This is a genomic window from Aeromicrobium sp. (assembly GCF_032084975.1).
Classification (GTDB): domain Bacteria; phylum Actinomycetota; class Actinomycetes; order Propionibacteriales; family Nocardioidaceae; genus Aeromicrobium.
On sequence record NZ_DAMDLR010000074.1, the window covers coordinates 1 to 11,838 of the forward strand.

At 71.2% G+C, this 11,838-nt stretch carries 12 protein-coding genes; 5 read left to right on the forward strand and 7 right to left on the reverse strand.

Translation table 11 applies throughout. The features are described 5' to 3' along the window. Window positions 1-244: hypothetical protein (locus RT323_RS13740; RefSeq protein ID WP_313409508.1), on the forward strand; the 244-nt coding region annotated here is incomplete at its 5' end. Between the two features lie 18 nt (window positions 245-262). Then, window positions 263-655 carry a hypothetical protein gene (locus RT323_RS13745; protein ID WP_313409510.1) on the forward strand — a complete coding sequence of 131 codons (393 nt, stop codon included), beginning with the start codon at window positions 263-265 and terminating at the stop codon, window positions 653-655. A 9-nt stretch (window positions 656-664) separates the two neighbouring features. Here RT323_RS13745 and cofD read toward each other — a convergent pair whose 3' ends face one another. Genes cofD through prfB form a run of 3 tightly spaced genes read right to left on the reverse strand, consistent with a single transcriptional unit; the run spans window position 665 to window position 3,411 of the window. After that, window positions 665-1,612 carry a 2-phospho-L-lactate transferase gene (gene cofD, locus RT323_RS13750; protein ID WP_313409512.1) on the reverse strand — a complete coding sequence of 316 codons (948 nt, stop codon included), beginning with the start codon at window positions 1,610-1,612 and terminating at the stop codon, window positions 665-667. 1 nt (window position 1,613) lies between these two features. Next, on the reverse strand, window positions 1,614-2,291 hold the full coding sequence (cofE, locus tag RT323_RS13755) for a coenzyme F420-0:L-glutamate ligase (RefSeq protein ID WP_313409513.1): 678 nt from the start codon (window positions 2,289-2,291) through the stop codon (window positions 1,614-1,616). 7 nt (window positions 2,292-2,298) lie between these two features. Beyond that, the gene (gene prfB, locus RT323_RS13760; protein WP_292040458.1) at window positions 2,299-3,411 is read right to left on the reverse strand and encodes a peptide chain release factor 2; all 1,113 of its coding nucleotides are present in this window, start codon (window positions 3,409-3,411) and stop codon (window positions 2,299-2,301) included. Between the two features lie 230 nt (window positions 3,412-3,641). On the opposite strand from prfB, the gene RT323_RS13765 reads away from it, so the two are divergent. After that, window positions 3,642-3,887, forward strand: a complete 246-nt coding sequence (locus RT323_RS13765; protein WP_313409515.1) for a hypothetical protein — start codon at window positions 3,642-3,644, stop codon at window positions 3,885-3,887. Between the two features lie 24 nt (window positions 3,888-3,911). Here RT323_RS13765 and RT323_RS13770 read toward each other — a convergent pair whose 3' ends face one another. The 3 genes from RT323_RS13770 to RT323_RS13780 are packed head-to-tail and all read right to left on the reverse strand — an operon-like array spanning window position 3,912 to window position 6,158. Then, on the reverse strand, window positions 3,912-4,481 hold the full coding sequence (locus RT323_RS13770; RefSeq protein ID WP_292040461.1) for a MazG family protein: 570 nt from the start codon (window positions 4,479-4,481) through the stop codon (window positions 3,912-3,914). A 1-nt stretch (window position 4,482) separates the two neighbouring features. Then, on the reverse strand, window positions 4,483-5,112 hold the full coding sequence (locus RT323_RS13775; protein WP_292040464.1) for a hypothetical protein: 630 nt from the start codon (window positions 5,110-5,112) through the stop codon (window positions 4,483-4,485). Between the two features lie 23 nt (window positions 5,113-5,135). Further along, window positions 5,136-6,158 carry an LCP family protein gene (locus tag RT323_RS13780; RefSeq protein WP_313409517.1) on the reverse strand — a complete coding sequence of 341 codons (1,023 nt, stop codon included), beginning with the start codon at window positions 6,156-6,158 and terminating at the stop codon, window positions 5,136-5,138. 245 nt (window positions 6,159-6,403) lie between these two features. On the opposite strand from RT323_RS13780, the gene RT323_RS13785 reads away from it, so the two are divergent. Both RT323_RS13785 and RT323_RS13790 read left to right on the forward strand, forming a co-directional pair. Then, window positions 6,404-7,642: a DUF222 domain-containing protein gene (locus RT323_RS13785; protein WP_313409519.1), complete on the forward strand. Its 1,239-nt coding sequence runs from the start codon at window positions 6,404-6,406 to the stop codon at window positions 7,640-7,642. 88 nt (window positions 7,643-7,730) lie between these two features. Next, the gene (locus tag RT323_RS13790; RefSeq protein ID WP_292040472.1) at window positions 7,731-8,672 is read left to right on the forward strand and encodes a glycosyltransferase; all 942 of its coding nucleotides are present in this window, start codon (window positions 7,731-7,733) and stop codon (window positions 8,670-8,672) included. Here the strand turns inward: RT323_RS13790 and mfd are convergent. Continuing rightward, window positions 8,662-11,838 (reverse strand): transcription-repair coupling factor (mfd, locus tag RT323_RS13795; protein WP_313409522.1); only part of this gene is annotated, 3,177 nt, incomplete at its 5' end. The two genes, RT323_RS13790 and mfd, sit on opposite strands and share 11 nt — an antisense overlap.

An 11,838-nucleotide genomic window follows, 5' to 3' on the forward strand; every position in this document is an offset into this window, starting at 1 on the left:
CGAGGACACCCCGCTCGGCGCCGTGCCCGACGAGGAGCGCCAGGGCACCACCTTGGTCACCGCCCGCGAGGGCGACCTGCCCGCCGCGTTCGGGCCCGGGTCGTGGGCGCGCCACCGCGCGGCCGGGTTCGCCGAACTGCCGGTGCCGGCGACCTCGACCCTGCGACGGGACGTCGACCGCCCCGAGCACCTCGTCGGGGCCCTCGGTCCGCGCACCGCCGCGGTCCTCGGCCGGCTCGCCTGACCTCGCTACGGTGGAGGCATGCGCACGCTGATGGCACTCGTCCTGGCCGGACTGCTCGCGGCCGGGTGCGCCGCTGAGACGGCCGATCCCGAGCCGTCCGGGTCCACCGCGACGATCGGCCCCGAGGACACCCTCCCGGTGCTGGGTGCATGGGAGTCCGTGCCGCTGCCCGGCGAGGAGCCGCTGACGCTGACGCTCTCGGACGACAACACCTTCACCGTCACCGACACGTGCGTCGAGCTCCCGGGCCGCTGGCAGCTGTCGCAGGGCAGGGTCGTGCTGACCCCGAAGGCCGAGGAGGTCGTCCTGTGCGACGAGGACCGCGAGGCACCGCTGATCCCGGACGAGTACGTCGTCGAGGACGACCGCCTCGTCCCCGAGGGCGCGGGGCCCACGTTCACCCGGATGTGAGTCGACCGGTCACTCGGCGGTGGCGGCCCTCGCCAGGGCGGCCGACCTCTCGAGGTCGGTCATCCACAGCGGGGTGACCCGCACGTCCCACCCGTCGGCCGCGAGGTCCGGCGCCAGGCCGGCGTCCTCCTCGGCCACCAGCCACATGTCGAGCAGGCCACCGTCGGCGCGACGGCCGTAGTGGCGCGCCACGGCGGCGGCCGAGGTCTCGACGCCGATCGCGGACAGGCACGCGTCGGCCATCCCCCGCACGACCCGGCCGCCGATGATGGGCGAGATCCCCACGACGCGACGGGCCCGCGCCAGCGCGTCCCGGATGCCAGGCACCGCGAGGATCGGCCCGATCGAGACGACCGGGTTGGACGGCGCCACCAGCACCACGTCGGCGGTCTCGATCGCGTCGGTCACGCCCGGCGCCGGCACCGCCTGGGCGACGCCGGGGTTCTGGAACTCGAGCGCGCGCAGCGCGGCCCGGTGCCGGGTCCACCACTCCTGGAAGTGCAGGCGTGAGCCGTCCTCGACCACGACGTACGTGTCGACCTCGGCGTCGGTCATCGGCAGCAGGCGCACGCCGATCGGCCAGCGCGAGGCGAGGCGCTCCGCGACCTGCGTGTACGTCAGTCCCTCGCGCAGCCAGCCGGTGCGCGCCAGGTGCGTGCCAAGGTCGAGGTCGCCCAGGGTGAACCACGGCCAGCCCGCACCCCACTCGCGGAGCTCGGCGCTGACGCGCTCGGACTCCCCTGCGCGTCCCCAGCCACGCTCCGTGTCGTTGACCCCGGCCAGCGCGTAGAGGATCGAGTCGACGTCGGGCTGCAGGCGCACGCCGGACAGCCACAGGTCGTCGCCGGTGTTGACGACCACGGTGATCTCGTGGTCGTCCGCGTCGCCGAGCGCGGCGCGGAGCCCTCGCACGAACCGCGCTCCGCCGACCCCACCGGCGAGCACCGTGACGCGCACGTCAGCCGCCCGTCCGGAAGAGGTCCTCGTCCGGCGAGCGCACGATGCTGCGCGCGCCCGGCAGCTCGAGGTCGCCGACGAGGTCGGCACGGCCGCGCACCACCGCGACCGGCACGTGGCCGTCCTTGGGCTTGACCAGCTCGGCCGCGGAGCACAGCTCGTCGGCGACGCACGGCATCGTCACGGCCAGGGGGCGCCCGTCGGCGTCGCGGTCGGGTCGCTCGAAGAGGCGGACGCCGGCGGCGCCGATGGCGACGTCGACCTGCCCGAGTCGCCAGGCGCGGCCGAGGGTGTCGGACACGAGCACCCCGACACGAGCGACGCGGCGCAGGGCCTCGGCGAGCCGCCGGGCGGACGCGTCCGGATCCTGCGGGAGCAGCAGGACGTGGCCCTCGGGAACGTTGCTGGCGTCGACTCCGGCCGCCGCAGCCACGATGCCCAGGCGGTTCTCGACGATGCGCACGGGACCACGCTCGGCCACGACGCGCACGGTCTCGTCGCGGATCGCCGCCTCGCGGTCGGCGGCAGCCACGAGCCGGCCCTCGGCCTTGGACACGATCTTGGAGGTGACGACGACGATGTCGCCGTCGGACAACGAGGCTCGCTCGAGGACCAGGGCGGCGAGGTCGTCGCCCTCATGGATCTCGGGCAGTCCCGCGATCCCGGAGACCGTCAGCATCGGGTGATCAGGCCGCGGTGGTCTGGTTCCGCCGCCAGCGGATGCCGGCCTCGATGAACTCGTCGATCTCGCCGTCGAGCACCGACTGCGTGTTGCCCGTCTCGTACTCGGTGCGCAGGTCCTTCACCAGCTGGTACGGGTTGAGCACGTAGTTGCGCATCTGGTCGCCCCAGGACGCCTGCACGTCACCGCGCAGCTCGTCGAGGTGGGCACGCTCCTCGGCCTTCTTCAGCGCGAGCAGCTTGGCCTTGAGGATGACCATGGCGCTGGCCTTGTTCTGCAGCTGGCTCTTCTCGTTCTGGCAGCTGACGACCACGCCGGTCGGGATGTGGGTCAGGCGCACCGCCGAGTCGGTCGTGTTGACGCTCTGGCCGCCGGGTCCGCTGGACCGGTAGACGTCGACGCGGACCTCGTCCTCGGGGATCTCGATGTTGTCGGTCGCCTCGAGCACCGGCACGACCTCGACCGCGGCGAACGAGGTCTGGCGGCGGCCCTGGTTGTCGAAGGGGCTGATCCGCACGAGTCGGTGGGTGCCGGCCTCGACGGACAGCGTTCCGTAGGCGTACGGGGCGCGGATCGCGAACGTCGTCGACTTCAGGCCCGCCTCCTCGGCGTAGCTGGTGTCGTAGACGTCGACGGGGTACTTGTGCCGCTCGGCCCAGCGGATGTACATGCGCTGGAGCATCAGGGCGAAGTCCGCGGCGTCGACGCCGCCGGCGCCGGAGCGGATCGTGACGAGGGCCTCGCGCTCGTCGTACTCGCCGGACAGCAGCGTGCGGACCTCGAGGCTGTCGATCGATGCCGCTAGCCGGGTGATCTCGGCCTCGGCCTCGGCGGTGGACTCGGCGTCGCCTTCCTCGGCGGCCATCTCGATGAGCAGCTCGGCGTCGTCGAGTCGCTGGCGCAGCGTCGTCACGCGCTCGATCTCGGCCTGCAGCACCGAGAGGCGGCCGGTGACGCGCTGGGCGTTCGCCTGGTCGTCCCACAGGTCGGGGGCGCCCACCTGCTCCTGCAGCTCGGCGATCTCGGCCCGCATGGCAGGGATGTCGAGCACCTTCTCGATCGACGTCAGGGTCGCGCCAAGGTTCTTGATCTGTTCTGGGAAGTCCGCGGTGGCCACGCGTCGAGAGTACCGCTGCGCCCGTGACCGGGCCTCGCTGAGCAGAGCAGGACGGTTCCCGCACATCCCGCACCCGAGACGGACAGGCGTTTCTCACTGCAATGCCGGGCGTGCCGACCGGAGTAAACAGATACTTTCAGAATCTCCGCGGATCTGGCCCACAACCTGCACAGCTGGTGCATGATCATCCCCACGGGGGGCCGACTTGAGGGAGATCGGAACGTATGAACGTGGATAGCATCACCGGAACCGCTGCGACCGGGCTGTTGGTGTTCCTCGGAGTGGTCGTCGCACCCCAGCTGTCCGTCTGGGACGCGATGACCACCTCCGTGGTGACACTGGGTGCCGCCGTCGTGACGGCGGCCGTGGCCGCCGTCCTGACCCGAGTGGCACCGGCCGCGCCGGCCCGCCAGTTCGAGTACGACGCCGCGTGGGACCACGCCCTGGCCGACCTGACGAAGCACGACGTGGCGTAGTCACCACGGACTTCCCGGAGGGAATCAGCCGTTGGCGTGGCGACGGGTGGCCCGGCGCAGCTCGGCCTCGGCGTCCAAGCCTTCGGCACGGGCCTGCTCGACCAGTCGCAGCAATCGGTCCCCGAGCTCATCGCCCTCGACGGGCCGGTCGACGCGACCGAGGACCTTGTCCGCGGCCATGAGCGCCGGCAGGTCGGCGGGGATGCCCTCGGTGGGGTGGGTGCGCTGCTTGCGCTCGGCCTTGAGCCGCTGCCAGTTCGCGTCGACCTCGGCCGCCGACTGGACGGTGACGTCGCCGAAGACGTGCGGGTTGCGGTGCACCAGCTTGTCGGCGATCTCGCGGACGACGTCGTCGGTCGTCCATCCCTCGTCGTCGGACTCCGCGATCGCGGCGTGGATGACGACCTGCATCAGCAGGTCGCCCAGCTCCTCGCGCAGGTGTGCCGAGTCGGCCAGGTCGATCGCCTCGGCCGTCTCGTAGGCCTCCTCGATGACGTAGCGGCGCAGCGAGGCGTGGGTCTGCTCGCGCGTCCACGGGCACTCGGCCCGCAGCCGGCGCATGACCTCGACGAGGCGGTCGAACTCCTGGCTCACGTCAGGCGGTGCACTGCAGCGCCGCGGGACGGTCCTCGACCGCCGTGGCCTCCAGGTCGATCGCCGCTACCGAGAGCGATCCGGTCTGCGCGACCTGCTGCAGCGTCTGGTCCAGGCCGAAGCGCGGGTCGACCGAGATGTCGACGTCGGCGACGGCCTGGCTGAGCAGCTGCTGGCCGGCCTGGAGCAGCTGCTCCTCGTCCTGGACCTGCGGGTTCTGCTCGCGGGCCATCTCGGCGACGATGGCCGACGTGCGCTGGTTGCGATCGATCAGGCGAAGCGCGTCGTCGAGTCCGTCGCCGAACATCTCCGCCAGCTGCGCCCGGTCCGCCTCGGGCACGGCGGGGACCTGGATGTCGTAGTCGCGCTCCCGCGCGATCTGGTCGGCCACCTCGCCGGCGAGCAGGTCGGCCATCGCCTGGCGACGCAGGCCGACGGAGTCGATCCCGGCCTGGGCCCCGGCCGAGCCGTCGGACTGGGACGCGGCGCAGTAGACGGCGGCGACGTCATCGACGTCGGACATGGGGATCCGGGTGCCGTCCACGACGGCGGCGGCGCCCGGGTGGACGGGGCCACAGCCGGCGATCAGCAGCGCGGCGAGCCCGAGAACGGCGAGGCGGGTCTTCGACATGGCGTCAGAGTACCGGCACCGGATCAGTCGACGACGTCATCAAGCCCCGTGCCGGTCTCCTCGATCCAGTCGGCGAGCCGGTCGTCCCTGACCGCCTGCCAGAGGTCCTCGCCCTCGGGCCGGTCGAGGTAGACGACGCTCTGACCCTGTTCCATGCCAAGTCCCTTCAGCGGGACGATGGTGAAGGCCATGTCGTTCGATCGGACCGACCTCAGGGACCAGCCGAGGTTGCGCATGTCCGCCGCCGTCCATCCCTCGTCGACCGCGAGGTTGGCGGTGACGGCGTCGAGCACGTCGTACAGCAGCTTCGGGTTGGTGAAGGTCGAGCGGGTCATCGTCGTGCGGGCGAGGGATCGCAGGACGGCCTGCTGACGTTCGATGCGGTCGAGGTCGCCGCGCGGCAGGCCGGCTCGCTGGCGCACGTACGCCAGCGCGGTCTCGCCGTCCATCTCGTACTTCCCGGCCTTCCACGTGCGATCGCTGTACGGGTCCGTCACAGTGAACGGGATCGTGACCGGCACGCCGCCGAGGAGGTCGATCATGCGCTTGAACCCCTCCCAGTCGATGACGGCGACGTGGTCGATCCGCACCTGCGTGAGCTTCTCGACCGTCTCGACCGCGAGGGCCGGTCCGCCCCAGGAGTAGGCGGCGTTGATCTTCGCCGGACCGTGCCCCGGCACCTGCACCCACGAGTCGCGCGGGATGCTCACGAAGCCGATCGAGCGGCGGTCGGCAGGGATGTTGACGATCATCATCGTGTCGCTGCGCTGGCCCGCGATGGAGCCGTCGGCCCGCTTGTCGCTGCCCATCAGCATGATGTTGAGCGAGTCCTGTGGACCGTCGTCGGGCCGGTCCCCCACCGGCATCGCGGACGGCAGCTGCTGGACCTGGCCGCCGAGCTGGCTGCGCAACCAGAAGTCGGTGCCCAGCGCCGCCAGGATCGCCAGCGTCACGACGATGACCGTCACGATCAGCAGGCTGCGCCCCACGCGACGCCACCGCGGCCTCTCGGCGGCGGCCGGCTCGAGGTCATCCGAAACGGTCACGGCTGACGATAACCCGCGGAGCGCTCCGGAGGGGCTGTTTTCACTGTCATCGCGGGCCTCATTGGCCTCACTGGTCACATCAGGAACAGTCCGTCGCTGGACCAATGGGTGCTTGTCACATTGGGCCCAATGCGGTAGACTTCGAACATCAGTTCGAGTGAATCGGGGGATTCGTGGACGTCATCGGTGGGCTCAGGTCGGGGCAGCGGTTCCTGGCGTCTGCGCGTGCCCGTGACCTCGAGTCCTTGACCCCGGATCAGGTGGCGGCTGAGGCGGCTGCGGTGCAGTCGCTGGAGCGTGAGGCGGCGGCGTTGAAGATGGCGTTGTTCGCGGTCGCCGAGCAGAAGAAGGCCCATCAGGGCACCGGCGCGGTCGACATGACGGCGTTGGTCGCGAACGGGTCGGGGATCACGCGGCGTGAGGCGACCAAGCAGATCAAGCTGGCCACCCGGATCGAGACCGCACCCCAGGTCAAGAAGGCGCTCGCGAAGCCGGGCATGTCCACGGCGAAGGCCGCGATCGTCACCGGCGCCCTCGACGAGCTACCCAGTGATCTGACGGCCGCGCAGCGCGACCAGGTCGAGACCGAACTGGTCGAGGCCGCCCAGGAGATGACGGCCGACCAGCTGACCCGCAAGGCCAAGCGCGCGATCGAGACGCTCGACGTGAAGCGCGCGGATGACATCGAGAACAAGCGCCTCCAACGTGAGGAACACGCCCAACGACAGTTGAGTGAGTTCTGGGTCGGACGACCCGACGAGCAGACCGGCCTGGTCAAGTTCGGCGGCAAGACCGACGCACTCACCGCCGACATGCTGCGCGCGGTGATCGAGTCCAAGACCAGCCCCCGCAAACGCGCACTCGCCGAGGCGGAGAAGACCGGCGTCGACGTCACGCCGGTCGAGGACCGCCGCGACCTGACGCCGGCCGAGAAGGCGGGCGAGGCGTTCGCCGAGATCATCCGCCACCTGCCCACCGAGTCGTTCGGCAACCACGGCGGCGTCAACGCGGCGCTCGTCGTCACGATCGACGAACAGGCGCTGCGCGGCCAGACCGACCGGGCCGGGGTCACCGAGTTCGGCACCAGCATCAGCGCCGGCGAGCTCCGCATGATCGCCTGCAACGCAGGCATCCTGCCCGCTGTCCTCGACGGAAGCTCAGTCCCCCTGGACGTCGGCCGGACCAAGCGGTTCCACACCCAGAAACAACGCATCGCCCTCGCCCAACGAGACCAAGGCTGCGCCTACCCCGGCTGCGACCGACCACCCGGCTGGTGCGAGAGCCACCACGCCACCCGATGGACCGACGGCGGACACACCACCATCGACAACGGCGTCCTGCTCTGCGGACACCACCACCGACACGTCCACCAGACCGACATCCCGATCCGATTCGTCGACCGGCATCCGGAGTTCCAGATCCGCGGCACCTGGCAACACAACCACCGTTACCGACCCCGCCAACGAGAACTCATCACCGCCTGAACCCGATGGGTCGACACCATCGGCCACACGGCTCACCCGATCGTCGAAGCGTGCCCTCGAGCCGCCTCGGCGTCGGTAGCATGCGGCCATGTCCGAGACCGCCAGTCCGTCCGTCACCATCGCCGTGCTGACCTACCTGCGCCCGGACGACATCGCCGCCACGCTGCCGGCCCTGGTCGACCAGGCGGAGCGGTACGGCGGCAAGGCCAAGGTCCTGGTCGTCGACAACGACCGTGAGGCCTCGGCCCGCGCGATCGTCGAGCCGCACGTCGGCACGGTCGTCGACTACGTCGTCGAGGCGACGCCCGGCATCGCCGCCGCCCGCAACCGCGCGATCGACGAGTGCACGACCGACCTGCTGGTCTTCATCGACGACGACGAGCGGCCCACGACCGAGTGGCTCCGGCTCATGGTCGACACGTTCCTCGCGCACCCCGGCACGCTCGGCGTCCTGGGCCTGGTCGAGTCCGACTTCGCCGGCGAGCCCGACCCCTGGCTGCTGGCCGGCGGGTTCTTCGACCGGCTGTGTCCCCCGACCGGGACCGAGATCTTCGTCGTCGCGACGAACAACCTGCTGCTCGACAAGCGCCTGCTCGACCGCGAGTCGCTGCGGTTCGACCTGCGGTACGGGCTCAGCGGCGGGTCGGACACGATGTTCAGCCACGAGGCCCGCGACCGCGGCCTGAGCTTCCGCTTCTGCGCCGAGGCGCTCGTGCTCGACGCCGTCCCGCCGCAGCGGATGACCCGTGAATGGGTGCTCCGGCGCTCGTACCGCAAGGGCAACAGCTGGAGCCGCACCCTGCTCCAGGTCACCGAGCCCGGTCCCGCCCGGCTGGCCACGCGACTGCGCCTGACCGCCGGCGGCGCGGGACGCATCGTGATGGGAACCGTGAAGTGGCTCGTCGGCAAGGCCACCCGCTCGCTGCGCTGGGACGCCGACGGACTGCGAGTGGTCTACCGCGGAGCCGGCATCGCCGCCGGCGCCTGGGGCCACGCGTACGCGGAGTACGCGCGTCCCGTCAGCCCGTGATCGTGTCGACGACGCGCCCGGCCCACTCCAGCAGCTCGCGACCACGCAGCGGCTTGCCGCCGATGCCCTCGGCGCGAGGAGCCGGCACGAGCAGCACCTTGACGGCCTCCTTGTAGAGGCTCTTGGGGTAGATCCGGTTGATCCGCAGCTTCGCGGACTCCTTCAGCTCCACCGGCGTGAACCGGATGTTGGCGCCGGCCGAGGTCACCTCGGTCAGCCCCGCCGACCGCACCTTGACCCGCAGCGCCGCGACATCGAGCAACGCCTCGACCGCGTCCGGCAACGGGCCGTAGCGGTCCTGCAGCTCGGTGCGCAGCTCGTCGATGTCGGACGTGGCGCGGACGTCGGCGAGCCGCTTGTACATCTCTAGGCGCAGTCGCTCGCTGGGCACGTAGTCGTGCGGCAGATGCGCCTCGACCGGCAGCTCGAGCTTGACCTCCTTCTCGGGGGCGGCGTCGCCACGGAAGTCCGCGACGGCCTCGCCCACGAGGCGGATGTACAGGTCGAAGCCGACGTCGGCGATGTGGCCGGACTGCTCACCGCCGAGCAGGTTGCCCGCTCCGCGGATCTCGAGGTCCTTCATCGCGACGGCCATGCCGCCGCCCAGCTCGGAGTGCTGCGCGATCGTGACGAGCCGGTCGTGCGCCGTCTCGGTGAGCGGCTTGTCCGGCGGGTAGAGGAAGTACGCGTACGCACGCTCGCGGCTGCGGCCGACGCGGCCCCGCAGCTGGTGCAGCTGGGACAGGCCGAGGGTGTCGGCGCGCTCGATGATCATCGTGTTGGCGTTCGAGACGTCCAGGCCGGACTCGACGATCGTGGTGCAGACCAGAACGTCGAAGCGCTTCTCCCAGAAGTCGACCATGACCTCCTCGAGCTTGTGCTCGCCCATCTTGCCGTGGGCGACGGCCACGCGGGCCTCGGGCACGAGCTCGCGGATGCGGGCGGCCGTCTTCTCCATGCTCTGCACGCGGTTGTGCAGGTAGAAGACCTGACCCTCGCGCAGCAGCTCGCGGCGGATGGCGGCGATGACCTGCTGGTCCTCGTACGGCCCGACGAACGACAGGACCGGGTGGCGCTCCTCCGGTGGCGTCGCGATCGTGCTCATCTCGCGGATGCCCGTGACCGCCATCTCGAGGGTGCGCGGGATCGGCGTGGCGGACATGCTCAGCACGTCGACAGCGGCGCGCAGGTGCTTGAGCGCCTCCTTGTGCTCGACGCCGAACCGCTGCTCCTCGTCGATGATGACCAGGCCCAGGTCCTTGATCTTCACGCCCGGCTGCAGCAGCCGGTGCGTGCCGATGACCATGTCGATCGTGCCGTCGGCGAGCCCCGCGAGCGTCGCCTTGGACTCCTTGTCGGTCTGGAAGCGCGAGAGCGGCTTGATCGTGACCGGGAACTGGCCGAAGCGCTCGGCGAACGTGGCGTAGTGCTGCTGCACCAGCAGCGTCGTGGGCACCAGCAGGATGACCTGCTTGCCGTCCTGGATCGCCTTGAAGGCGGCCCGCACCGCGATCTCGGTCTTGCCGTAGCCGACGTCGCCGCACACGAGCCGGTCCATCGGGACGGTGCGCTCCATGTCGCGCTTGACCTCGTCGATCGTGGCCAGCTGGTCGGGGGTCTCGATGTGCGCGAAGGCGTCCTCGAGCTCGGCCTGCCACGGGGTGTCCGGACCGAACGCGTGCCCCTTCGTGGACTGGCGCGCCGCGTAGAGCTTGATCAGCTCGTCGGCGATCTGCCGGACGGCCTTGCGGGCACGGCTCTTGCGGCTCTGCCAGTCGCCGCCGCCGAGGCGGTCGAGGCTCGGGGACTCACCGCCGACGTACCGGCTGACCTGGTCGAGCTGGTCCATCGGCACGAACAGGCGGTCGGCGGGCTGGCCGCGCTTGCTCGGCGCGTACTCCAGCACGAGGTACTCGCGGGCCGCGCCGTGCACGACGCGGTTGACCAGCTCGACGTAGCGCGCGACGCCGTGCTGCTCGTGCACGACCGCGTCGCCCGGCTTCAGCTCGAGGGGATCGATCTGGCGGCGACGGCGCGCGGGCATCGAGGACCGGTCGACGCGCTCGGCGGCACGCTGGCCCACGAGGTCGTCGTGCGTCAGCACCACGAGGTTCAGGGACTCGGACGAGAAGCCGTGCACGAGGTCGGCGCAGACCACCTGCACGACACCCTGCTCGACGCCGTTCGCGCCGTCGGCGTGGTCGACGATGGTGGCCGGGACGTCGTGCTCGGCGAGCCACTCGACGGCTCGCTGGGCCTGGCCGTGGGCGGGGGCGACGATGACGAGGTGGCGCTTCTGCTCACGCCAGCGGACGACGTCGGCCAGCGCGGCCTCGATGTCGCCGCGGTACTGCGGAGCCGGCTCGGCCCCGACGACGCGCGACTCGTCGAGCGCGAAGGGCGAGACCTCGCCCCAGCCCAGCCCGAGTGTCACCGCGTGCTTGCGGACGTCGTCGAGCTCGTGGAACCCGGCCGATCCCAGGTCGATGGGGCTCTCGGCGCCGTCGGCGGCCGCCGCCCACGAGGCCGCCAGGAACTCCTCGCTCGTGGCGAACAGGTCGGCGGCTCGTGCCCGGATCCGCTCGGGGTCGTTCTCGACGACGATCGAGCCCTCGGGCAGCAGGTCGACGAACAGCTCCATCTCGCCGGCGAGCACGGGGGCCAGGGACTCCATGCCCTCGACGGCATGGCCCTCGGCTAGCTTCGTGAAGAGCTCGGCCATCGACGGGTGTGACTGCGCGTAGCGGGCGGCCGTCGCGCGGACCTCGTCGGTCAACAGCAGCTCGCGGCACGGCGGCGCCCACAGGCGCTCGACCGGCTCGAGGGTGCGCTGGTCCGCCACGGAGAAGCGGCGGACCTCGTCGACGGTGTCGCCCCAGAACTCGATGCGCAGCGGGTGGTCCTCGGTGGGCGGGAAGACGTCCACGATGCCGCCGCGCACGGCGAACTCGCCGCGCCGCTCGACCAGGTCGACCCGCGTGTAGGCGGCACCGGCGAGGCGGCGGACGACGTCGTCGAGCTCGACGTCCTGGCCGGCGACCAGCTCGACCGGCTCGAGGTCGGCCAGGCCCTTGACCTGCGGCTGCAGGATCGAGCGGACGGGCGCGACCACGACGCGGGGACGCTCGTCACCGCCGTGGACGACGCGGCGCAGGACCGCCAGGCG

Coding starts and splice junctions, on each gene's coding strand:
- RT323_RS13745 (WP_313409510.1), top strand. CDS start 263: ATGCGCACGCTGATGGCACTCGTCCTGGCCGGACTGCTCGCGGCCGGG.
- cofE (WP_313409513.1), bottom strand. CDS start 2,291: ATGCTGACGGTCTCCGGGATCGCGGGACTGCCCGAGATCCATGAGGGC.
- RT323_RS13775 (WP_292040464.1), bottom strand. CDS start 5,112: ATGTCGAAGACCCGCCTCGCCGTTCTCGGGCTCGCCGCGCTGCTGATC.
- RT323_RS13790 (WP_292040472.1), top strand. CDS start 7,731: ATGTCCGAGACCGCCAGTCCGTCCGTCACCATCGCCGTGCTGACCTAC.